Genomic DNA, 21,181 nt, shown 5'->3' with positions numbered 1-21,181 from the left:
GTCGCAGTTCCTAGGACGGGAAGGGCCAGACGCCGAGCCACGTGTGAATGCCGGTGACGATGGCCACCAAAACGACGGTGATCACGGCAAGACGGATGTAGGTAGGTGCGCCCGCCGGGGCAGGGGCCACCCATTGAGGTTCGGCACGGTTGATCAGGATGACGGTCACAACGGCCCAGCCCAAAAGCCCACCAAAGAGCAGGATAGAGGCCACATCACCGTTGACCAGCAAATGTGCAAGGGCCCATATTTTGAAGCCCAACAGTTGTGGATGGCGGGTCTTATACGCTGGCCAGGCTTTGGCCCCCTTGGCCGCGGATGACCCGTAAACCCAAAACGCGAGGATCATCAGCAGGTTATTGACGTGGATCATAAAGCTGGGCGGTGTCCAGACAGGAATGAACGCGGCTGCACGGTAGCCAAGAACCATCAACACGACGCTGCCAATCAGCAATACCGCAACAAGACCTTTGCCGGGATCGCCCAGTTTGCCGCGCGCGTCTGGCGCAAAGCGTTTGAACCAATGGGCAAGGCACCAGATCAGCAGGCCAAGGATCAGCAGTGTCATATCAGTTCCCTCCGTTCATCGCGGCAATGGCATCCAGTTTGGCCAGTGTTTCGCGTGCCGTTTCTACATGCAGGTTTTCGACGATCTTGCCATCGACAACCGCAACGCCCTGACCTGCGGCCTCAACTTCTTCCAGGGCGGCGATTTGGCGGCGGGCCAGGTCGATCTCAGCGTCCGAGGGGGAGAAGGCCGTGTTCGCGACATCCAGCTGCGCGGGATGGATCAGTGTTTTGCCGTCAAAGCCCATGTCGCGGCCCTGATCACACTCCAGCTTGAGGCCTTCGTCGTCTTTGAAGGCGTTATACACCCCGTCAATGATGACACAGCCGTTGGCCTTTGCCGCCAAGACGCAATGCCCAAGCCCCGCCATCAAAGGCAGGCGATCGGGACGAAAGCGGGTTTGCAGGTCTTTGGCCAGGTCATTTGTGCCCATCACCATACCCTCCAGCCGCGGATGTGCTGCGATGGCGGCGGCGTTCAACATGCCCGCTGGGGTCTCCATCATCGCCCACAAGGGTTTGCCATTTGTAAGCGCCGCTACGGCGTCCAAGTCGGCTGGGCTGTTTACCTTGGGCAGCAAAATCGCGTCTGCTGCCGTATCTGCGGCGGCGATGGCATCTTGGCGGCCCCATTCGGTGTCCAGCCCGTTGATGCGGATGACGCGGTAGCGTCCGCCGTACCCGCCTTCGGCCAAAGCCTCAGCCAAGGTGCCACGCGCGGTCTCTTTTTCGTCAGGCGTTACGGCGTCTTCCAGGTCAAAGATGACCGCGTCACACGCCAGCGTTCTGGCCTTATCAAGCGCGCGGGGCTTGGAGCCGGGGATATAGAGGACAGACCGGAGCGGGCGGGACAGTTTTGGCATGGCTGGCTTTCGGCGTTAGATAGTTGCGCGCAAAGGGCCATTAATTTCGAAAAAGTTCAAGCTCAATTGCGCCGCAGTGCAGCACGTTGCAAAAAACCTGCGGGTATCGGACGCAACGTTAATCACTCCTTCAACCCTCATGCACAATCTTTGCCTATCGCATGCCTATGGGGAGAGCCGCCTTGGCCATTTGGTTTGAGCGGGTTGTTTAGGCAGTGCCAGTCAATGGAATATCACGGCTGCGCAGGTCCCGCCGGGAAAACCCGGAGCTGGTCCGAGGACGTCAGGACGCAGCCTTCAGAACGAAGGCAAGAGACATGAACAAACGCATGAAACTGTTTAACCTTGGCGTGCTGACTGCGGCTGCCGCCCTTTATCTGCTGTCTACCTCTGACATCGCCGCGCAAAGCCGAAATTGCGCGCCCCGAGATGCTGTGGTTGAACGTTTGGCCGAAGGCTATGGCGAAACACGTCAATCGGTGGGGCTTGGGGCCAACAACGCTGTGGTCGAAACCTTTGCCTCCGCCGAAACGGGCAGCTGGACCATCACGGTCACCATGCCTGGCGGGCTGACCTGTCTGGTGGCCTCTGGGCAATCTTATGAGAGCGTGAAGGAGGCTAAGCCCGCCAAGGGGAGTGATGCCTAGCGTGGCAATGCACTCCATAAAACGCGCAGCCCTGCCAGACACTTCTGATGTCAGGCAGGGCCCAATTTGCCGAGTATCTTCAGGGCGGTGCTAGGTCAGCCCATCCCAGATTAGCTTGCCACCGGTCACCAGCAGCAGGACATATGTGAGCGCAAAGAACAGCTGTTCTGGGACCAGGCGGTGCGCTTTTACACCCAGCCAGGTCCCCAAGAGGGCAAAGGGTGCCAAGGCGATGTTGGCAATGAAAGTCTGCGCCGTAAACATGCCCAAAGCAGCGTAGGGAAAGAACTTGGCGATGTTCAGCACCCAAAACAGCAAGACCGTGCTGGCCTGATACTCGGTCTTGTTCAGGCCCTTACTAAGCAGGAATACCGCAGCCGGGGGGCCGCCTGCATGGCTGACAAAGGTGGTAAAACCGGTGATCACCCCAAACCCAAGCCCGGCCCAATCCGGCATTTTCTTTTGGCCCAACTGCAAAAGCCCGGATTTCAAAGCCAGTTGCCAGATTACAAACCCCACCGCGATCCCGCCGATCAGCAGCCGGAACACATCGGGCGAGGCGACTTGGTACAGCATTGCCCCCGCCACAACACCCGGTAGCCCGCCTAACACCAACAAAGTGACATCCGGCGTGCTCCATTTGCGCCAATAGGGTTTGAGAGAGCTGACGTCGATCAGCATCAGCAAGGGCAACATCACGCCCAACGCCAGACCAGGCTCCACCACCAGCGCAAGAATCGTCGCGGATGCAAAGGCTGCCCCCGACCCAAAGCCCGCTTTTGAAATGCCGGCAAAGATCACTGCTGGCCCAGCAACCAGGAAAAGAAAAGATCAAGGGTCAGCAATTTGAGGGGCCTTTAAGGGCTAAGTGCAAGCGGTGACACCAGTTTAAGGGCTTTGATGTCACTGCCTAGACGAAAGGTTAATGTTGCAGCGCAGCATCCTGCCTTGCGAGCAGAGGTGCATTTCGCTATCCCGGCGCAAACATCATCTATCGGAGATATACCTATGGCCAGACCCAAAATCGCGTTGATCGGTGCGGGACAGATCGGCGGCACGCTGGCGCATCTTGCAGCTCTTAAGGAACTTGGCGACGTCGTTTTGTTCGATATCGCGGAAGGCATCCCAGAAGGCAAAGCGCTGGACATCGCGGAATCTGGACCAGCGGGCAAGTTTGATGCCACGCTTTCCGGCACCCAGGATTATGCGGACATTGCTGGCGCAGACGTTTGCATCGTCACCGCTGGTGTCGCCCGCAAACCGGGGATGAGCCGCGACGATCTGTTGGGCATCAACCTGAAAGTCATGAAATCCGTTGGCGAAGGCATCGCGGCCCACGCCCCGGATGCCTTTGTGATCTGCATCACCAACCCGCTGGATGCGATGGTTTGGGCGCTGCGTGAATTCTCAGGCCTGCCGCATGAAAAAGTTTGCGGCATGGCTGGCGTACTTGATTCTGCACGGTTCCGCCATTTCCTGGCGACCGAATTCAACGTTTCCATGAAAGACGTCACAGCCTTCGTGCTGGGCGGGCATGGCGATACGATGGTGCCGCTGGTGCGCTATTCCACAGTTGGTGGTATCCCGCTCCCGGATCTGGTGGAAATGGGCTGGACCTCACAGGAAAAGCTCGACGCGATTGTGCAGCGTACCCGTGACGGCGGCGCTGAGATCGTTGGTCTGCTAAAAACCGGCTCTGCGTTTTATGCGCCTGCGACCTCTGCGATTGAGATGGCGGAAAGCTATCTGAAAGACCAAAAGCGTGTGCTGCCTTGCGCGGCTTATGTGGACGGCGCTTACGGGCTGAAAGGCTTTTATGTCGGCGTGCCAACGGTGATTGGTGCAGGCGGTGTTGAGCGTGTCGTCGAGATTTCGATGAACAAGGACGAACAGGCCATGTTCGACAATTCCGTCAATGCTGTGAAAGGCTTGGTTGAGGCCTGCAAAGGTATCGACGAAACACTCGCCTAAGCGGCTAGAGACTTTCTGACAAAGGCGCGTCATGATGTGGCGCGCCTTTTCTTATGGCCGGGTCCATTTCAGTGGCTGAGGCAATTGTGAGATGCATGATCACACTGCCGTCGCTAAGCTGGAACCATGCGATGTCTTTTTCTTAGTATTCTCCTGATGCTGTCCCGCCCCGTTCTGGCCTGTGATTTGGCCTTGGTGCTTGCGGTTGATGTTTCCGGTTCAGTGGACGGGCAAGAATATCGCACGCAAATGGATGGGCTGGCCACCGCGCTGCGCGACGGGATTGTGCAGGATGCGCTGGTTGATGCAGCCGCGCAGGTTTCGCTGGTGCAATGGACGGGCGCGTCGCGTCAGGCGCAAACCATTGCCTGGACGGCTGTGAACAGCATCGCCGATGTTGAGGGATTGGCGCAGCGGATTGAGGATGACCCGCGCAAATGGCGCAACTTTTCCACCGCGATTGGTGAGGCGGTTGAACTGTCAGCGGGGTTGTTTGCCCAGGTCCCGCAATGCCGCCGCAAAGTAATCGATGTCTCTGGGGATGGCATTTCCAACGAAGGGATTGAACCGCGTGATGTGCTGGGGGCCTTGAAACAACAGGGCATTGTGGTGAACGCGCTAGCGATTGAAACGGATGAGACGGACCTGACCGCATATTTCTTTGAAAACCTAATCGTCGGGGAGGGGGCGTTTGTGATCACTGCAAACGGCTTTGAAGACTATCCAGAGCAAATCCGGCGAAAGCTGCAGCGTGAAACAACCCGTCAATTGAGTCGTTTTGAACACAGCAGATGAATTTGTGATCACAGTGACAAACTGTGTGATCACTAAATGACCTTGCTGGTTAAATATCAGCTAAATGCGCTTGGTTTTTGCAAAAAAGCCTGCGGCATATTTGCTCGGAGGCGTGACATGGGCCAGTTTTCTGGTAAATATCGCGACAGCCAACTATTGAAATACTAGCCACACGCGAAGGACCCGTCCGATGGCCGATGTCAATCGGGGCGCGCGCCCCCTCTCTCCGCACCTGCAAATCTACAGACCGCAATTGACCTCCATGTCCTCCATTCTGGTGAGGATCACGGGGATTGGCTGTTTGCTGCCGTCGGCTTTGATTGTTTGGTGGTTCCTTGCCGCAGCAACATCGCCAGAGGCGTTCGCGGGGATCGACGGGTTTATGCGCAGCTGGTTTGGCGATCTGGTGATGTTCGCCTCTGTCTGGGGCATCACCTATCACATGCTGGGGCGTCTGCGGCACGTGATCTGGGATTTTGGCCACTGCCTGGATGTTCAAACGTCTGAAAAGCTGGCTTTGGGAATGTTCGGGGTCTCAACCGTCGCCGCCCTCTTCGTCGCCATCGCGTTTTAAGGAGCATCCCATGCAGAGATTTCTGACAGACCGCAAACGCGCAAATGGCCTGGGTTCAGGCCGGCAGGGCACCCACCACCATTGGCAGATGATGGTGACATCCATCCTGCTGGTGATCCTGGTGCCCGCCTTCATTATTACCTTCGCGATTGGGCTGGGGGGCACGCATGGTGACGTTGTGACCTACTACAGCAAACCCTTGCCTGCGCTTATTGCGATCCTGACCATCGCTGTCGTGATCTTTCATTTGATGAATGAAACGCTGGTCGCGGTTGAGGATTACGTACACGGGCTGGCGGGCAAGCTGACAATCGTTGGCGTCAGCGCCGTGAGCTATACACTTATTGTCGCGGGGATTTTCGCTGTCGCGAAAATCGCACTTTAACCGCATCTGCCACTAGGAAAGGTTCTCAGATGGCTGCATACGATTATGAAACCCACGAATACGACGTTGTTGTTGTAGGCGCGGGCGGCGCGGGCCTTCGGGCGACGCTCGGCATGGCGGAGCAGGGCTTTCGCACGGCTTGTATCTCCAAGGTTTTCCCGACCCGTTCGCATACGGTCGCAGCCCAAGGGGGCATTGCGGCATCGCTGAGCAACATGGGCCCCGACAACTGGCAGTGGCACATGTATGACACTGTGAAAGGGTCTGACTGGTTGGGGGATACCGATGCGATGGAATACCTCGCACGGGAGGCTCCGAAAGCGGTTTACGAGCTTGAGCACTATGGCGTGCCCTTTAGCCGGACGGAAGAGGGCAAGATTTATCAGCGGCCCTTTGGCGGGCACACCACCGAATTTGGCGAAGGCCCCCCGGTGCAGCGGACCTGCGCGGCGGCTGACCGGACCGGCCACGCGATTTTGCACACGCTTTACGGCCAATCGCTGAAGAACAACGCTGAGTTCTATATTGAATACTTCGCGATTGACCTGATCATGTCTGAGGATGGCGTCTGCCAAGGCGTGCTGTGCTGGAAGCTGGACGACGGCACCATGCATCTTTTCTCTGCTAAAATGGTTGTGCTGGCGACGGGCGGCTATGGCCGGGCCTATTTCTCGGCCACGTCTGCGCATACCTGCACGGGCGATGGCGGCGGGATGACGGCCCGGGCGGGCCTGCCACTGCAGGATATGGAGTTTGTGCAATTCCACCCCACCGGCATCTATGGCGCGGGCTGTTTGATCACCGAAGGCGCGCGCGGGGAAGGCGGGTATCTTACCAACTCCGAGGGCGAGCGTTTCATGGAGCGCTATGCGCCAACCTACAAGGATCTCGCGTCGCGCGACGTGGTATCGCGCTGCATGACCATGGAGATCCGCGAAGGCCGCGGTGTGGGCGAAAACGGGGATCACATCCACCTGCACCTCAACCACCTGCCGCCAGAAACGCTGGACCTGCGTCTGCCAGGTATCTCCGAATCCGCACGCATCTTTGCTGGCGTGGACCTGACCAAAGAGCCGATCCCAGTGTTGCCTACCGTGCACTACAACATGGGCGGTATCCCCACGAACTATTGGGGTGAGGTGCTGGCACCGACGAAAGACAACCCTGACAACGTGTCGCCTGGTCTGATGGCTGTGGGTGAAGCGGGCTGTGCATCAGTGCACGGGGCCAATCGGCTTGGCTCGAACTCTCTCATTGACCTTGTGGTCTTTGGCCGCGCGGCAGCGATCCGCGCAAAAGAGGTTGTCGATGCCGATGCCCCGGTTCCAACGCCGAACCAACGGTCGGTTGAGGCGGCGTTCAGCCGGTTTGACGGGCTGCGCTATGCCAAGGGCCACGTGCCAACAGCTGATTTGCGGTTGGAAATGCAGAAAACCATGCAGGCAGATGCCGCAGTTTTCCGCACGGACAAAACCTTGGAAGAGGGCCGTCAGAAGATGGAAGGCGTGTCAGAAAAGATGTCCGACCTGCATGTGACGGACAAGTCGCTGGTTTGGAACTCTGACCTGATGGAGACATTGGAGCTGACCAACCTGATGCCCAACGCTGTGGCCACCATCACCGCAGCGGCGGCCCGCAAGGAAAGCCGTGGTGCCCATGCGCATGAAGATTACCCAGACCGCGATGATGAAAACTGGCGCAAGCACAGCCTGATCTGGTTCAAAGGCAATGAGGCATCTTTGGGTTTACGGGGCGTGCATCTGAAACCGCTGACGAGCCACAATGAGGGCGGGATCGATCTGAAAAAGATCGCCCCGAAAGCGCGGGTTTACTGATGCGGGTGGTAAGTAAAGCACTTGGTATCTCGGCTGCTGTGGCTCTGTTGGCCTTTGCCGCCCCCCTAGCTGCGCAAACCAAACCTTCGGCTGAGGCGCAGCGGCAAGCAATCTTTGCCTGCAAAAACGCGGCAGGCATTGGCGGGAACGCACAGCTGCGGACCTCCTGGGTTCAGGGGCAGGGCACAACCATTCAGATCCAGCCCTTTGATCAGGTAACCGCTGGCGCTGCAGCGCAGATCAATGCCTGCGCGGCGCGCTCACTTGGCCTGCCTGCACCTGAAGGGATGGTGGCCACGAACGCGGTTGCCGATCACGCACATGGTGGCACGATCACGGGTGTGGGTGTGCCCCGCGGGACGATGAACCTATCGGTGCCGACATGCCCGCCAAACTACGTTGGCATGTTTCGCGGCACATTGTTCTGCATGAACGGAAAGGTCGTTCGGTAACGGACGGGCAGGCTTTATGCGCCTCTTGGCAACGCTTTCATTGCTGCTGCTTGCGTCATGCGCCACGGTCGAACAGGCCGTGGACAATACTGCGCGTCAGGGGGCCAAGGGCGTTGTAACTGAAACGCTGGCCACACGGTTCCCGCAGGTCCCGAAAGAGCTGATCACGCCTTTCACCGATTGCATCATCGACAACGCGGACGCAGGTGAAATTGGCACCTTTGCGAAAGCCGCCGTTGTTGGCGTGGATGACGAAACGGTTGCTACTGTGCGCACTGTGCTGGCCCGGCCTGAAACCATCAGCTGCCTGCAAAGCAAAGCTGTGGCAACGGGGTTGATCTAGGCGATGTATCAGGTGACCTCACAGGGCGATATTAGCATGACTACGGACGCGTTGCGGGCCGTTTTCAAAACCGCCGACCAAGCGGCGCGCCAGCAGCTGGTGCCGATCCTACCCCCTGAGGTGGTCGAATTTGCCGGGGTCAAAATGTACGTCGATCCCCGCGACAATTACACAGACCGCATGATCTGGCGTGATGGCCTGCCGCCTGAAATTAAATCGCTGACGGCGCTGACCGAGCTTGTTCAAGACCGCAACGCGTTCATTCTTGATATCGGGGCCAACACCGGCGTCTTTGCTGTCCCCCTTGCACTGGCAGCGGGGAAAGGAAGCCGGGTGATTGCCTTTGAACCCGCGCCTGAAATGATTGGCCGTCTGGGGCATAACATTCGCTTGAACAACCTGGGCGAAGTGGTTCGGATCGAAGGATGTGCCCTTGGGGACAAAGCGGGAGAGGCCCTGCTGAATTTCCGCAAGCGTAACTACGGCCAGGCCTCCTTGTTGCCGATCAAACCGGGTATTCGCGACGGTGGCACACTGGTGCCCGTGCGGCCCCTGTTGGATTTCATCGGTGAAGCGGAGGGGCACGACGTTGCCATCCTGAAAATTGACGTTGAAGGGGCCGAGCCCGCCGTGCTGGGCCCGCTGTTGGCGCAGAACGCATGGTTGCCCGATGCGATGCTGGTGGAAACGGACCATTCAGATGCATGGGAAAGTGATCTGGTGGGGCAGATCAAGGAATTGGGCTTTGAGGTGACACTTGAAGCAGAACAAAACACGCTGTTCGTCCGCAAGGACGCGGCATTTGGATAAGATAACCGGGCAAGCCTCTGCCCAGAGATAGGAGACGCCACATGGTTCAGCTGACACTGCCAAAGAACTCCCGGATGACCAAGGGCAAGACCTGGCCGCGCCCGGAGGGTGCGACCAATGTGAAAGAATTCCAGATCTACCGCTGGTCGCCGGATGATGACGCAAATCCGGCGATCGACACGTATTTCGTCGATATGGATACCTGCGGGCCAATGATTTTGGACGCGCTCATCAAGATCAAGAATGAGATTGACCCTACGCTTACGTTCCGGCGCTCCTGCCGCGAAGGCATTTGTGGGTCTTGCGCAATGAACATTGACGGGATCAACACCCTGGCGTGCACCTACGGCGTGGCCGAGGTGAACGGCGCTGTGAAAATCTACCCACTGCCGCATATGCCAGTGGTCAAAGATCTGATCCCGGACCTTACGCATTTCTACGCCCAACACGCCAGCATCCAACCCTGGTTGGAGACGGAAACACCTGAGCCTGCGAAAGAGTGGAAGCAGTCCATTGAGGATCGTGAAAAGTTGGACGGGCTTTATGAGTGCATCATGTGCGCATGCTGTTCCACGTCCTGCCCCAGCTATTGGTGGAACGGTGATCGGTATCTTGGGCCAGCAGCGCTTTTGCATGCTTACCGTTGGATCATCGATTCACGTGATGAAGCCACAGGGGAGCGGTTGGATAACCTCGAAGACCCCTTCAAGCTTTATCGGTGTCACACCATCATGAACTGCGCCAAGACTTGCCCCAAGGGTCTGAACCCAGCGGCAGCGATTGCGAAGATCAAAAAACTGATGGTGGAACGGACGGTCTAAGACCCTTCCTTTCCTGATTTTCTGAACGCCGTGCACCTTTGGTGACACGGCGTTTTTCTCGACAACCCCAGAGGCTTGGCGATAGTCTGGCCCAAGCCAAGGGGACAGTAATGACAGATTTCAAAGCAGACGTAATTGTTGTGGGGGCGGGGCTTGCCGGGATGGTGGCGGCCCACGAAGCGGTGCTGCGGGGACGCAAGGTGCTTTTGTTGGATCAAGAGGCACCGCAGTCCTTAGGAGGGCAGGCGTTTTGGTCGCTTGGCGGCTTGTTCATGGTGAACTCACCTGAGCAGCAGCGCATGGGGATCAAGGACAGTCGAGAACTGGCGTTGAACGATTGGATGGGCTCGGCCCAGTTTGACCGGCCTGAGGATGCCAACCCCCGGCTTTATGCTGAACAGTTCATTGACTGGGCCGCAGGTGGCATGCGCCGTTGGTGTTTCAGCCTTGGCATGCGCTGGTTCCCTGTTGTGGGCTGGGCGGAACGCGGTGGCGAACAGGCCCACGGGCATGGCAATTCAGTCCCGCGGTTTCACATCACCTGGGGCACAGGCACCGGCGTTGTGAAACCCTTTGCCGATCTGATGGTCAAACACGCCGCCGAAGGCAAAATGAAGCTGGCCTTTCGCCACCGAGTAACGGAGCTGGTTACCACAAACGGTGCTGTCACGGGGGCCAGAGGCGATATTCTGGAAGCCAGTACCGCGCTGCGGGGGAAAGCACCTCTCGGGTCGTGACGGGATCTTTTGAGGTGGGAGGCGAAGCCGTTGTGCTGACCACGGGTGGCATTGGCGGCAACCATGAGATGGTGCGCAAGCATTGGCCGACGGGCAGGCTTGGCGCTGTGCCAGACAAGATGGTCGCCGGTGTGCCGGATTACGTGGACGGCAAAATGCACGGGATTGCCGCCAAGGCGGGCGCGGGGCTGATCAACGAAGATCGCATGTGGCATTATTGCGAAGGCGTGCAAAACTGGAACCCGATCTGGCCCAACCACGGCATTCGTATTCTGCCGGGACCATCCTCCATGTGGTTTGACGCCAAGGGCGACAGGATGGAGGCCCCGAACCTGCCGGGCTTTGACACGCTGAAATCGCTTAAGCGTATCCTGTCAGCGGGCGGGCATTCTTGGTTCATCCTGACCCAGAAGATCATCGAAAAGGAATTTGCCCTGTCGGGATCAGAACAGAACCCTGACCTGACCGAAGGCAAATGGATCGACGTCATCAAAGAGCGGCTTGGCAGCAAAGGTGCGACCCGCGCTGTTGAGGCCTTTAAGGAGAACGGTGAGGATTTTGTCGTTGCCGATGATCTGGAAAGCCTAGTTGCTGGCATGAACAAGATCACCCCAGATCAGCCATTAGATCTGGAGCATATCCGCAGCCAAATCCGCGCCCGTGACTTGCAGATCAAAAACCCGTTTTCAAAAGATGCGCAAGTTACCGCAATACGCGGGGCACGCAGCTATCGCGGGGATCGTTTGATCCGCACGGCCAAGCCGCATGAGTTCCTGAACAAGTCGAATGGGCCTTTGATTGCGGTGCGGCTGAATGTGCTGACCCGCAAATCGCTGGGTGGGTTGCACACGGATATTCAGGGCCGGGTGCTGACCCCAGGCGGCGACGTGCTGCCCGGGCTTTTTGCTGCTGGCGAGGTGTGCGGCTTTGGCGGCGGTGGCTATCACGGGTACAACGCCTTGGAAGGCACATTCCTTGGCGGGTGTTTGTTCTCTGGCCGGCTGGCCGGTCAAAACGCGTAGGATCCCCAGATGGTAGACACCCCAAAAGACGCAGACGCGCGCCGTGCGATCCGCCCGGTCATTTGCTATCCGCCCGAAACCCTGCCGCCTGCGCCCATGGCGCTATATGCCGAGGCGCGCGCCGACATGGAGAAAACCGATGAGGTGCTTGTTCCACCGCGGGATGCACGGTGTTTTGAGGTGCCAGCCGGGCATTTCTTTCGGATCACTTCTGTGCAGGGTTCCCAAGTTGGGGATCTGAACCTGTGGAATGCGGATGACCTGAAGGAGCGGTTCTATTCCGGTAAAACCCGCGCATTGCACGGCACGCACATCACCACCGGCCAGCGGATGTGGAGCAGCTTTCCCGGCATGCGCGCGATGGCGACGCTGACGCACGACAGCCTTGGTTGGTACGGCATCGACGCCTTTGGCGGTTCGGTCCATGACGTGATTGGCACGCGGTGCGATCCCTATACCCACAACCTGCTGAAGGGAGGGCAGTATCATTATTGCTGCCACTCCAACCTGACACGCGCTTTGGCAGATCACACAGGCATGCCCCTGCTTGAGGCTGAGCCGCATGTCCATGATGTTTTGAACGTCTTTATGTGCACTGGGTTCACGCGGGATACGGGGCAGTATTTCATGAAGGCCAGCCCCGTCAGGCCCGGCGACACGCTGGAGTTTTTTGCTGAAATGAACCTGCTGGGCGGCCTAAGTGCGTGTCCCGGCGGCGATTGCTCGGCGGAGCATTCCTCAGATCAGGCGCAGTGTTATCCTTTGTTGGTTGAGGTTTTCAAACCTTCCATGGATGTGCTGGCCCAAAGGGGCGAGAACCCTCTGAACGGATATGACAGAAGCCACGGCCGGTAACAGGGTTTACGCAAAAGCGGCTTCAAGCGCGATTTCGACCATGTCACCAAAACTGCGTTCGCGGTCTTCGGAAGGCAATGCCTCACCTGTTTGCAGATGGTCCGACACCGTCAGAACCGCCAGGGCGCGCCGTCCATGCCGCGCAGCTAGCGTGTAAAGCTCAGCCGCTTCCATTTCGACACCCAAGATGCCGTGGCGTACCATCTGTTCATCCAGATCCGGGCGTTCAGCATAAAATACGTCTGAGGAATAGATGCCGCCCACATGCGTCTTGCAGTCTTTCGCCTCAGCCGCCGCAACAGCGGCGCGCAGCAGGGACCAATCGGCACAGGGTGCGAAATTCAGCTCTTTCAGAATACCGGTGGAGGGCGATGTGATCGTGCTCGCTGTCATCGCGATGATGACATCACGAATGCCGACATGGGCCTGCATCCCGCCACAAGACCCGATGCGGATCAGCGTTTGTGCGTCATACGCGGTGATCAATTCATTTGCGTAGATCGACAAAGAGGGCATGCCCATGCCCGATCCGTGAATGGTGACCCGGTTGCCTTTCCAGGTGCCGGTAAAGCCCAGCATGCCGCGTACCTCGTTGACCAACTTGGCGTCTGTGAGAAACGTCTCGGCTGCCCACTTTGCGCGATAAGGATCGCCAGGCATCAAAACGGTTTCGGCGATGTCACCAGGTTTGGCACCGATGTGAACAGTCATAAAGGCCTCCTATTGTTCCTGCTCTTATAGCGCAGATACTTGGTGCCGAACACTGATCTCAGCAAAGAAAGATCATCCCCCGCCCGCAATCTGATGGGGTGAAAGGAGATAGGGCAAGGCCTGCCACCGCAACAAAAAAAGGGGAAACGAATGTTTCCCCTTCATTACATTTCAATTTACCAGAGCGGGACTTGTTATCCAAATCTACACGCCATTGGTGAAATTAGAATCGCAACTCAGTTGTTTTGATTTGAAAATTGGAGCGTTAGCGTTTTGCCAATCCCACACAAATCTAAGCTGAGTGGTAATTAGATTGCCATTGAGTCTGGGGATTTCCCACTTTCAACCGCTGCGCGATACCAATTCGGCTGCCGCCCTTTTCCCGTCCACGTTTGGCTTGGATCTGCTGGATTGGCGAAACGCGGTTTTGCTTTGGGGCCCGGCGCTTTTGCCTTTTTTCTTGGTGCTTTAGCAACGGCCTTTTGTTCTTCGGCCAAATCTTCCAGAGAAAAGCCAAATTCCGCGGCTGCTTTTTCCGCTGCCTTTTTGGCCTGGCGCCGATCCCGCGCTTGCACACTGGCAAGTGCCTTTTTCACATCCTTAAGATGTTTTTCCAACTCTTTACGCGACATAGATTTCAAATCGATCGACATCATTTTCTCCTGTCTCGTGATTTCAATACGAGACAGTGGTTAATGAATTAGAAACGAAGTTGAAATGATCTTTTTGTAACCGTCTATTCGGCGGCCACGGCGGCAGGGTCCGCCAGTGTTACAATATCCTGCATGATCATGTTCAATTCAAAATCCTTGGGCGTATAGACGCGGGACACGCCCATTGCCTTCAGCCTGGCTGCATCATCATCGGGAATAATGCCGCCTACAATGACAGGAATATGACCCATTCCGGCCTCCCGCATTTGTGCCATCAAATCCTCAACAAGCGGGATATGAGAGCCTGACAGAATGGAAAGCCCCACAACATGCGCTTCGTCATTTCGAGCTGCTTCAACAATTTCAGAGGGCGTGAGACGGATGCCTTCATAGGCGATATCCATGCCGCAATCCCGTGCGCGCACGGCAATTTGCTCAGCTCCATTTGAATGACCATCCAAGCCCGGTTTGCCGACAAGGAATTTCAGCCGGCGCCCCAATTTGTCGCTGACTGCATCCACGGCGCTGCGCAAATCATCCAGCCCTTCGGTTTTGTTGGATTGGCCTTTGGCCACACCAGTTGGCCCGCGGTATTCGCCGTGCACGGCCCGCATCTGCGCGGCCCATTCGCCGGTTGTCACACCCGCCTTTGCCGCAGCAACTGAGGCTGGCATGATATTGCGTCCCTCCGCTGCGGCTGCGCGCAGGTCGGCCAGGGCAGCTTTGACGGCGGCGTCGTCCCGATCTGCGCGCCAGGCGTTCAGGCGGTCGATTTGTTCAGCCTCAACCGCTGGGTCGACAACCATGATGCCACCATCGCCGGTCATCAGGGGCGAAGGTTCACCCTGCTGCCATTTGTTCACGCCCACCACGACGGTTTCACCCGCTTCAATTCGGCCAAGGCGATCCGAATTGCTCTCAACCAGGCGGCCTTTCATGTAATCAATTGCTGAAATTGCGCCGCCCATGTCATCAAGCAACGCCAATTCAGCGCGCGCACCGTCTTTCAACTCTTCGACTTTGCGATCGACAGCTGGGTTGCCCTCAAACAGATCGTCGAATTCCAAAAGGTCGGTTTCATAGGCCAGGATTTGCTGCATCCGCATCGACCACTGCTGGTCCCATGGGCGCGGCAGGCCAAGCGCTTCGTTCCAGGCGGGCAATTGCACCGCGCGGGCGCGGGCCTTTTTGCTGAGTGTCACGGCCAGCATTTCGATTAGAATACGGTAGACGTTGTTTTCGGGCTGCTGTTCAGTCAGCCCCAAAGAATTCACCTGAACGCCATAGCGGAAACGGCGGTATTTCGGATTTTCCACGCCATAGCGCGTTTCAAGAATTTCATCCCACAAATCGACGAAGGCGCGCATTTTGCACATTTCAGTGACAAAGCGGATACCGGCGTTCACGAAAAACGAAATGCGGCCTGCCAATGCCGGGAAATCCTCTTCGGGGACCCGAGGTTTGAGGGCATCCAGCACCGCTGTCGCTGTTGCCAAAGCGAAAGCAAGCTCCTGTTCAGGTGTCGCGCCAGCCTCTTGCAGGTGATAGGAACACACGTTCATCGGGTTCCACTTTGGCACGTTGGTGTAGCAGTATTCGGCCACATCAGCGATCATTTTTAGCGACGGGGCAGGGGGACAAATATAGGTGCCGCGGGACAGGTATTCTTTGATCAGATCATTCTGCACGGTGCCCTGCAGCTTGGATACATCGGCACCTTGCTCTTCTGCCACAGCGATATAGAGCGACAAAAGCCAGGGGGCTGTCGCATTGATCGTCATAGAGGTGTTCATTTGCTCAAGGGGGATGTCATCAAAAAGCGTGCGCATGTCGCCCAGATGGCTGACGGGCACACCCACTTTGCCAACCTCGCCCCGTGACAACACATGATCGCTGTCATAGCCCGTCTGCGTCGGCAGATCGAATGCTACAGAAAGACCCGTCTGCCCCTTGGCCAGGTTCGAACGGTAAAGCGCGTTGGAGGCTTTCGCGGTGGAGTGCCCGGCATAGGTGCGGATCAGCCACGGACGGTCTTTGGTTTGCTCGGTCATCAGGCGCTCCTTGAATCATTCAGCAACATTCTTGCGTTGATGGCTACATATGAGACATTTTCTGATAATGTCAATTCGCCGCGTCGCAGCATCATGCGGGGGCAGTGCAGCAAGTTCAAGCGATGAGCGAAGCGTTTAGGAACGAGAGTGGGCGGCGGTCCATTGCGACTTGAAAAGCCTGAGAGCGCTTTGATCCGCTTGAGGGTTTGAGCCTTGCCGCGATATTGTCCTTGACGCCCGCCTGAACAAGACGGCAAGGGAAAGGTTCATGACGCAGACGGTTGAACTTCCCCTTTGGCTTTTTGTGCTGATTGTCCTTTTTGCGGCAGTCACAGCGCTGAGCCATTTTTTGCTGCCTTCGGTTCGTTGGTTTTTCCGTAGAAGGCTGGAACGTGCGGTAAAGCGGTTGAACACCCGGCTGAAGCGTCCGATTGAGCCTTTCAAGCTGGCCAGACGCTATGACATGATCCAACGTCTGCTGTATGACCCCGAAGTGACGGCAGAGATTGTCAATTACGCTCAGGAAAACGGGGTGCCAGAAAACGTCGCTTTTGAAAAAGCGCGCGTTTACGCCCGCGAGATTGTGCCAAGCTTTTCAGCCTTCGCCTATTTCAGTTTCGCCATACGGCTGACCCGGCTATTGGCGACATCGGTTTACCGGATTGAGGCGTCAGATAAGAACAGCGAGATTTTCGATTCAATTCCAAAAGACGCGACAGTGGTTTTTGTGATGAACCACCGCTCAAACATGGACTACGTTTTGGTCACCTATCTGGCGGCGCGGGATTCCGCCCTGTCTTATGCGGTTGGTGAATGGGCGCGGGTCTGGCCGCTCAGCTGGTTGATTAAGTCGCTGGGTGCTTACTTTATTCGCCGCCGGTCGCGCGGCGCGCTCTACCGCAAGGTGCTGGCGCGGTATGTTCAGTTGGCCACCGCAGGAGGTGTCAATCAGGCGTTTTATCCCGAAGGCGGGCTTAGCCTGACGGGCAAGCTGCAAATGCCCAAAATGGGGCTGATGTCCTATCTGGTCGAAGGGTTTGACCCAGCCGGTCCGCGAGACGTGGTGTTTGTGCCGGTGGCCATCAATTATGACCGTGTCCTGGAAGATCGGGTGCTGATTGCCGCGAATAAGCGTGGCGATCGCCGGTTTGGCGCGCGCATTACCGTGATTGTCGGGTTCATCCTGCGCAAGCTTTGGCAACGGCTGACCCGGCAAGAGACACGGTTTGGCACGGCAGCGGTCGCTTTCGGTGAGCCCCTATCCCTAAGGGAGGCGGGCCAGTGCAGCGCATCTGAGACGCTGTTGCAGGATCTGATGGGGCGGATCGAAAACGTGATGCCGGTTCCGATCGTGCCCCTGATCGCGCAAGCGTTTTTGAAAAACCCTGAGCTGTCTCAAGATGATCTGCTGGGGCAAGTGCGCGCGCTGTTGATGAGCGTGCCGGAAGCCAACCGCGTTGTTGACCCAACAGATCTGGAGATGGCGCTGTCACGCGCGCTTAAAGAGTTGCAGCATCGCGCGTTGGTCCAAGAGGACGGCAAGATGTGGCGCATGGCGCAAGACCAGGAGCATATGTTCGTCTTCTACGCAAACTCCGTAATGCACTTGCTGCCCGAGGTTTCTGCGCCAGCAAAGTAATTTTCTGCACTCGCTCGGTCATAAAATTACAAAATCACGCGTTCAGAGGTTGCTTTGTTGCGTAATGCCCCATATTTCACCCTGCAAGCGGGGCGATTCTGCGTCGCGGCACGAAACACTGATCAACACAGGAGGCCGGAATGGCACTTGATTCATCCATCGCCCATTACGACGCACCGCAGAAAGACCTTTACGAGGTTGGTGAAATGCCACCCATGGGCCATGTGCCAAAGCAGATGTACGCTTGGGCCATCCGTCGTGAACGCCACGGTGAGCCAAACACAGCCATGCTGCAAGAGGTGGTCGATGTGCCTGAGCTGGACAGCCAGGATGTTCTTGTCCTCGTGATGGCGGCGGGTGTGAACTACAACGGTGTTTGGGCCGCTCTGGGTCAGCCGATCAGCCCCTTTGACGGGCACAAGCAGCCCTATCACATTGCAGGTTCTGATGCCTCTGGGATCGTTTGGGCCGTTGGGGACAAGGTCACGCGCTGGAAGGTTGGCGATGAAGTGGTCATCCACTGCAACCAAGACGATGGCGATGATGAAGAATGCAACGGCGGCGATCCGATGTATTCCCCCTCTCAGCGGATCTGGGGTTATGAGACACCTGATGGGTCTTTCAGCCAGTTCACACGCGTTCAGTCCCAGCAGCTGATGCCCCGTCCCAAGCACCTGACCTGGGAAGAAGCGGCTTGCTATACCCTGACGCTCGCCACGGCGTACCGGATGCTCTTTGGGCATGAACCACATGACCTGAAGCCTGGTCAGAACGTTCTGGTGTGGGGCGCCTCTGGCGGCTTGGGTTCTTATGCCATCCAGCTGATTAACACCGCGGGGGCAAACGCCATCGGTGTGATCTCGGACGAGAGCAAGCGCGACTTTGTGATGGATCTGGGTGCCAAAGGCGTTTTGAACCGCAAAGACTTTAACTGCTGGGGTCAGCTGCCCACGGTCAACACGCCGGAATATGCAGAATGGTTTAAAGAAGCCCGCAAGTTCGGCAAGGCCATCTGGGACATCACCGGTAAGGGCAACAACGTCGACATGGTCTTTGAACACCCCGGCGAAAGCACGTTCCCTGTCTCCACGTTCGTGGTGAAAAAGGGCGGGATGGTTGTGATCTGCGCTGGTACCACCGGGTTCAACTGTACGTTTGACGTGCGCTACATGTGGATGCACCAGAAGCGTTTGCAGGGCAGCCACTTTGCGCACCTCAAGCAGGCCGCTTCTGCCAACAAGCTGATGCTGGAGCGCCGTCTTGATCCGTGCATGTCTGAGGTCTTTACCTGGAACGACCTGCCCGAAGCGCACATGAAGATGATGCGCAACGAGCATAAGCCGGGCAACATGTCGGTCTTGGTGCAATCACCAACGACAGGCCTGCGCACGTTGGAAGACGCACTGGACGCGCGGAAGTAAGGCTTCCAGCGCCAGAAACGCGAAACATTTGCCCCGCGAATCGGATGCCGGTTCGCGGGGTTTTCTTTGCGCCAAACGCTGCCCAATCATTTCAATACGTTGAAAACCTGGGCCTCACCATTTCTGGGGAGGGGGATTCAGCGAATTTATTGCAAAAGTAAACACATGTTATGGTTGTGTTAATGCTCTGTTAACTTTTTGGAGGCGAGGCTGGAATGCGAAGTGATTGGATTTTGGATGTGCTCGCTGATCTGAAGGCGTATGCGCTGTCTGCCGATATGCAGGTTCTGGCCGAGCAGTTGGACGACACGGCGCTTGTTGCTTTGTCAGAGATCGCATCCCGTGAGCAGAGGATGCAAACGCAGCCCCATGGGACAAAGCCGCCAACTGGAGAGCATCCTGAGGAACTTGGCGCACGCTGACACGCTTGACGGCCTGCAGCGCGCAACAGAAGCGCTGTGCTCAGAACTGAAGATTGATCACATCGCCTACCACTGGGTAGATTCCGCCGGGGATCAATACGGCTGCGGCACCTATTCGCTGGCCTGGCAGAAACGCTATATCGCGCAAGACTATCAGCGCATTGATCCGGTTGTTCTTGGGTGTTTTCAAAGGTTTCACCCTGTTGACTGGAAAGAGCTTGATTGGTCGTCCAAAGCGGCCCGCGCCTTTCAGGCAGAGGCGCTTACCTACGGCATCGGCAACCAGGGTTTCTCCATCCCGGTGCGCGGGCCAAACGGGCAGTTTGCGCTGTTTACCGCAAACCACAGCTGTGATGATGCGGCCTGGGCGGCCTTCATCGAACGCTACCGGCATGAGCTTTTGTTGATTGCGCACTACCTCAACGAAAAAGCATTAGAGCTTGAGCCCAGCCGCACCCCTGATCTGGCGCAATCCCTCTCGCCCAGAGAGGTGGATGCGATGACCCTGCTCGCCATCGGATACAGCCGCGCACAGGTGGCCGATAAACTGTCCATCTCAGAGCATACTGTGCGGGTCTATATCGAAAGCGCACGGTTCAAGCTGGGGGCGCTAAACACAACCCATGCGGTTGCACGCGCGCTCAGCCGGGGGCTGATCGTTGTCTGAAAGGTCCCTTGAACGCCAGTGTTTTGATCGCTGGAGGCAGGCAGCGTTTCGCGCCGCCTCTTGGCATTCAAACAGTGCCCACAGGCCAACTCAGCCGTTCAGCGTTGCGTGGGCAACGCCTTTGACCGCGCGCCAAGGCAAAGCTGAGTAAACCTTTCACAAATACCCCATCCTGACCTTTTTCGGAGTTTGCTATGCTGCGTTTTTTGTACGCTGACCAACTGCACCACTATCCAAAACTTGCCCGGTCCATGTTCCGCGACCGCGCTGACCAATTCAAAACCCGCCTGGGATGGGCCGTTCAGGTCGACGCGACGGGCGAAGAGCGTGATCGCTATGACAGCCTGAACCCGCTTTACGTCATCTGGGAAAACCCCGATGGGTCGCACGGCGGATCTATGCGATTTTTGCCAACGACTGGCCCCGTTATGGTGAACGATCACTTCGCAGATCTGACTACGGGCCCCATTCGCAGTCCGCTGATCTGGGAATGCACGCGCTTTTGTCTCCAACGCGGGGCGGGTGCACATGTGGCGGCGGGCCTGATGCTGGGCGGTGGGCGCGTGATGCAGGGGTTTGGGATCAAACACTTTGTTGGCGTGTTTGATGCCCGGATGATCCGCATCTACCGCTTAACCGGAGCCTCGCCCGAGGTTTTGGGCACCAAGGGCAAAGGCCGTGCTGCGGTTTCGGTGGGTCTTTGGGATTTCTCCGAAGAGGCGCAGACCCAACTTGCTTTGCGTGCAGGTGTTACAGTTCGGGGTGCGCAGATGTGGTTTGATGACGCCTTTGGGCGCAGCTGTCCGGAACCTTTGGCCAAATCTGCTTAAGGCGATCTGCATTTGCTTTCTTGCTGGCAACATCACGCAACCCTCTGAAATGGCGAACGTCTGATAGGGTTGCGTGACACATGTCTGTTGAAAATGACCTTGGTTCTATG

The 21,181-nt window shown here is 57.2% G+C and carries 22 protein-coding genes and 1 pseudogene; 17 read left to right on the top strand and 6 right to left on the bottom strand.

Annotated features, from left to right (window positions below; all coding sequences use genetic code 11):
• Positions 1–10: 10 nt before the first annotated feature.
• Positions 11–568, bottom strand: coding sequence for an NnrU family protein (locus ACZ1HM_RS16225; protein WP_472743699.1), 558 nt, complete (start codon positions 566–568; stop codon positions 11–13).
• A 1-nt stretch (position 569) separates the two neighbouring features.
• Positions 570–1,430, bottom strand: a complete 861-nt coding sequence (locus ACZ1HM_RS16220; protein ID WP_472743698.1) for an HpcH/HpaI aldolase/citrate lyase family protein — start codon at positions 1,428–1,430, stop codon at positions 570–572.
• A gap of 317 nt (positions 1,431–1,747) precedes the next feature.
• On the opposite strand from ACZ1HM_RS16220, the gene ACZ1HM_RS16215 reads away from it, so the two are divergent.
• Positions 1,748–2,077: a hypothetical protein gene (locus ACZ1HM_RS16215; RefSeq protein WP_472743697.1), complete on the top strand. Its 330-nt coding sequence runs from the start codon at positions 1,748–1,750 to the stop codon at positions 2,075–2,077.
• Positions 2,078–2,167: 90 nt separating this feature from the next.
• On the opposite strand, the gene ACZ1HM_RS16210 is transcribed toward ACZ1HM_RS16215, so the two are convergent.
• On the bottom strand, positions 2,168–2,878 hold the full coding sequence (locus ACZ1HM_RS16210; RefSeq protein ID WP_472743696.1) for a sulfite exporter TauE/SafE family protein: 711 nt from the start codon (positions 2,876–2,878) through the stop codon (positions 2,168–2,170).
• Positions 2,879–3,085: 207 nt separating this feature from the next.
• Between ACZ1HM_RS16210 and mdh the strand changes: the two genes are divergently transcribed.
• The 11 genes and pseudogenes from mdh to ACZ1HM_RS16155 all read left to right on the top strand — a co-directional run bounded on the left by mdh (position 3,086) and on the right by ACZ1HM_RS16155 (position 12,677).
• Positions 3,086–4,048 carry a malate dehydrogenase gene (gene mdh / locus ACZ1HM_RS16205; protein WP_472743695.1) on the top strand — a complete coding sequence of 321 codons (963 nt, stop codon included), beginning with the start codon at positions 3,086–3,088 and terminating at the stop codon, positions 4,046–4,048.
• Between the two features lie 156 nt (positions 4,049–4,204).
• Positions 4,205–4,843: a DUF1194 domain-containing protein gene (locus ACZ1HM_RS16200; protein WP_472743694.1), complete on the top strand. Its 639-nt coding sequence runs from the start codon at positions 4,205–4,207 to the stop codon at positions 4,841–4,843.
• A gap of 190 nt (positions 4,844–5,033) precedes the next feature.
• A complete protein-coding gene (sdhC, locus tag ACZ1HM_RS16195; protein WP_472743693.1) occupies positions 5,034–5,417 on the top strand; it encodes a succinate dehydrogenase, cytochrome b556 subunit in 384 nt (127 codons plus the stop codon).
• Positions 5,418–5,427: 10 nt separating this feature from the next.
• Positions 5,428–5,802: a succinate dehydrogenase, hydrophobic membrane anchor protein gene (locus ACZ1HM_RS16190; RefSeq protein ID WP_472743692.1), complete on the top strand. Its 375-nt coding sequence runs from the start codon at positions 5,428–5,430 to the stop codon at positions 5,800–5,802.
• A 29-nt stretch (positions 5,803–5,831) separates the two neighbouring features.
• Positions 5,832–7,637, top strand: coding sequence for a succinate dehydrogenase flavoprotein subunit (gene sdhA / locus ACZ1HM_RS16185; RefSeq protein ID WP_472743691.1), 1,806 nt, complete (start codon positions 5,832–5,834; stop codon positions 7,635–7,637).
• Positions 7,637–8,089: a hypothetical protein gene (locus ACZ1HM_RS16180; RefSeq protein ID WP_472743690.1), complete on the top strand. Its 453-nt coding sequence runs from the start codon at positions 7,637–7,639 to the stop codon at positions 8,087–8,089. Before sdhA ends, ACZ1HM_RS16180 begins: the two co-directional genes overlap by 1 nt.
• A 16-nt stretch (positions 8,090–8,105) precedes the next feature.
• Positions 8,106–8,432 (top strand): hypothetical protein, encoded by a 327-nt coding sequence (locus tag ACZ1HM_RS16175; protein WP_472743689.1) that lies wholly within the window; start codon positions 8,106–8,108, stop codon positions 8,430–8,432.
• Positions 8,433–8,468: 36 nt separating this feature from the next.
• Positions 8,469–9,242: an FkbM family methyltransferase gene (locus tag ACZ1HM_RS16170; RefSeq protein WP_472743688.1), complete on the top strand. Its 774-nt coding sequence runs from the start codon at positions 8,469–8,471 to the stop codon at positions 9,240–9,242.
• A gap of 41 nt (positions 9,243–9,283) precedes the next feature.
• Positions 9,284–10,063, top strand: a complete 780-nt coding sequence (locus tag ACZ1HM_RS16165) for a succinate dehydrogenase iron-sulfur subunit (RefSeq protein WP_472743687.1) — start codon at positions 9,284–9,286, stop codon at positions 10,061–10,063.
• Between the two features lie 110 nt (positions 10,064–10,173).
• Positions 10,174–11,822, top strand: a pseudogene (locus ACZ1HM_RS16160) (FAD-binding dehydrogenase).
• 9 nt (positions 11,823–11,831) lie between these two features.
• Positions 11,832–12,677, top strand: a complete 846-nt coding sequence (locus tag ACZ1HM_RS16155; RefSeq protein WP_472743686.1) for an urea carboxylase-associated family protein — start codon at positions 11,832–11,834, stop codon at positions 12,675–12,677.
• A 6-nt stretch (positions 12,678–12,683) separates the two neighbouring features.
• On the opposite strand, the gene deoD is transcribed toward ACZ1HM_RS16155, so the two are convergent.
• The 3 genes from deoD to ACZ1HM_RS16140 all read right to left on the bottom strand — a co-directional run bounded on the left by deoD (position 12,684) and on the right by ACZ1HM_RS16140 (position 16,092).
• Positions 12,684–13,388: a purine-nucleoside phosphorylase gene (gene deoD, locus ACZ1HM_RS16150; RefSeq protein ID WP_472743685.1), complete on the bottom strand. Its 705-nt coding sequence runs from the start codon at positions 13,386–13,388 to the stop codon at positions 12,684–12,686.
• Between the two features lie 308 nt (positions 13,389–13,696).
• Positions 13,697–14,041, bottom strand: a complete 345-nt coding sequence (locus ACZ1HM_RS16145) for an H-NS histone family protein (RefSeq protein WP_472743684.1) — start codon at positions 14,039–14,041, stop codon at positions 13,697–13,699.
• A gap of 83 nt (positions 14,042–14,124) precedes the next feature.
• Positions 14,125–16,092, bottom strand: a complete 1,968-nt coding sequence (locus ACZ1HM_RS16140; protein ID WP_472743683.1) for a methylmalonyl-CoA mutase family protein — start codon at positions 16,090–16,092, stop codon at positions 14,125–14,127.
• Between the two features lie 268 nt (positions 16,093–16,360).
• On the opposite strand from ACZ1HM_RS16140, the gene ACZ1HM_RS16135 reads away from it, so the two are divergent.
• The 5 genes from ACZ1HM_RS16135 to ACZ1HM_RS16115 all read left to right on the top strand — a co-directional run bounded on the left by ACZ1HM_RS16135 (position 16,361) and on the right by ACZ1HM_RS16115 (position 21,071).
• The gene (locus ACZ1HM_RS16135) at positions 16,361–17,731 is read left to right on the top strand and encodes a 1-acyl-sn-glycerol-3-phosphate acyltransferase (protein ID WP_472743682.1); all 1,371 of its coding nucleotides are present in this window, start codon (positions 16,361–16,363) and stop codon (positions 17,729–17,731) included.
• A 140-nt stretch (positions 17,732–17,871) separates the two neighbouring features.
• Positions 17,872–19,152: a crotonyl-CoA carboxylase/reductase gene (gene ccrA / locus ACZ1HM_RS16130; protein WP_472743681.1), complete on the top strand. Its 1,281-nt coding sequence runs from the start codon at positions 17,872–17,874 to the stop codon at positions 19,150–19,152.
• A gap of 215 nt (positions 19,153–19,367) precedes the next feature.
• On the top strand, positions 19,368–19,574 hold the full coding sequence (locus tag ACZ1HM_RS16125) for a hypothetical protein (protein WP_472743680.1): 207 nt from the start codon (positions 19,368–19,370) through the stop codon (positions 19,572–19,574).
• Complete coding sequence (locus ACZ1HM_RS16120; protein ID WP_472743679.1) at positions 19,522–20,241, top strand: helix-turn-helix transcriptional regulator; 720 nt, start codon at positions 19,522–19,524, stop codon at positions 20,239–20,241. Before ACZ1HM_RS16125 ends, ACZ1HM_RS16120 begins: the two co-directional genes overlap by 53 nt.
• A gap of 194 nt (positions 20,242–20,435) precedes the next feature.
• Positions 20,436–21,071 carry an acyl-homoserine-lactone synthase gene (locus ACZ1HM_RS16115; protein WP_472743678.1) on the top strand — a complete coding sequence of 212 codons (636 nt, stop codon included), beginning with the start codon at positions 20,436–20,438 and terminating at the stop codon, positions 21,069–21,071.
• Positions 21,072–21,181 lie beyond the last annotated feature (110 nt).

Source organism: Sulfitobacter sp. GN1-4 (assembly GCF_055693825.1).
This window is presented reverse-complemented; position numbering and strand designations above follow the sequence as displayed.

Excerpts from the sequence above, each read along its gene's own strand:
- ACZ1HM_RS16225 (WP_472743699.1), bottom strand. The coding sequence starts at position 568 with ATGACACTGCTGATCCTTGGCCTGCTGATCTGGTGCCTTGCCCATTGG.
- ACZ1HM_RS16220 (WP_472743698.1), bottom strand. The coding sequence starts at position 1,430 with ATGCCAAAACTGTCCCGCCCGCTCCGGTCTGTCCTCTATATCCCCGGC.
- ACZ1HM_RS16215 (WP_472743697.1), top strand. The coding sequence starts at position 1,748 with ATGAACAAACGCATGAAACTGTTTAACCTTGGCGTGCTGACTGCGGCT.
- mdh (WP_472743695.1), top strand. The coding sequence starts at position 3,086 with ATGGCCAGACCCAAAATCGCGTTGATCGGTGCGGGACAGATCGGCGGC.
- ACZ1HM_RS16200 (WP_472743694.1), top strand. The coding sequence starts at position 4,205 with ATGCTGTCCCGCCCCGTTCTGGCCTGTGATTTGGCCTTGGTGCTTGCG.
- sdhC (WP_472743693.1), top strand. The coding sequence starts at position 5,034 with ATGGCCGATGTCAATCGGGGCGCGCGCCCCCTCTCTCCGCACCTGCAA.
- ACZ1HM_RS16190 (WP_472743692.1), top strand. The coding sequence starts at position 5,428 with ATGCAGAGATTTCTGACAGACCGCAAACGCGCAAATGGCCTGGGTTCA.
- sdhA (WP_472743691.1), top strand. The coding sequence starts at position 5,832 with ATGGCTGCATACGATTATGAAACCCACGAATACGACGTTGTTGTTGTA.
- ACZ1HM_RS16180 (WP_472743690.1), top strand. The coding sequence starts at position 7,637 with ATGCGGGTGGTAAGTAAAGCACTTGGTATCTCGGCTGCTGTGGCTCTG.
- ACZ1HM_RS16175 (WP_472743689.1), top strand. The coding sequence starts at position 8,106 with ATGCGCCTCTTGGCAACGCTTTCATTGCTGCTGCTTGCGTCATGCGCC.
- ACZ1HM_RS16170 (WP_472743688.1), top strand. The coding sequence starts at position 8,469 with ATGACTACGGACGCGTTGCGGGCCGTTTTCAAAACCGCCGACCAAGCG.
- ACZ1HM_RS16165 (WP_472743687.1), top strand. The coding sequence starts at position 9,284 with ATGGTTCAGCTGACACTGCCAAAGAACTCCCGGATGACCAAGGGCAAG.
- ACZ1HM_RS16155 (WP_472743686.1), top strand. The coding sequence starts at position 11,832 with ATGGTAGACACCCCAAAAGACGCAGACGCGCGCCGTGCGATCCGCCCG.
- deoD (WP_472743685.1), bottom strand. The coding sequence starts at position 13,388 with ATGACTGTTCACATCGGTGCCAAACCTGGTGACATCGCCGAAACCGTT.
- ACZ1HM_RS16145 (WP_472743684.1), bottom strand. The coding sequence starts at position 14,041 with ATGTCGATCGATTTGAAATCTATGTCGCGTAAAGAGTTGGAAAAACAT.
- ACZ1HM_RS16140 (WP_472743683.1), bottom strand. The coding sequence starts at position 16,092 with ATGACCGAGCAAACCAAAGACCGTCCGTGGCTGATCCGCACCTATGCC.
- ACZ1HM_RS16135 (WP_472743682.1), top strand. The coding sequence starts at position 16,361 with ATGACGCAGACGGTTGAACTTCCCCTTTGGCTTTTTGTGCTGATTGTC.
- ccrA (WP_472743681.1), top strand. The coding sequence starts at position 17,872 with ATGGCACTTGATTCATCCATCGCCCATTACGACGCACCGCAGAAAGAC.
- ACZ1HM_RS16125 (WP_472743680.1), top strand. The coding sequence starts at position 19,368 with ATGCGAAGTGATTGGATTTTGGATGTGCTCGCTGATCTGAAGGCGTAT.
- ACZ1HM_RS16120 (WP_472743679.1), top strand. The coding sequence starts at position 19,522 with ATGGGACAAAGCCGCCAACTGGAGAGCATCCTGAGGAACTTGGCGCAC.
- ACZ1HM_RS16115 (WP_472743678.1), top strand. The coding sequence starts at position 20,436 with ATGCTGCGTTTTTTGTACGCTGACCAACTGCACCACTATCCAAAACTT.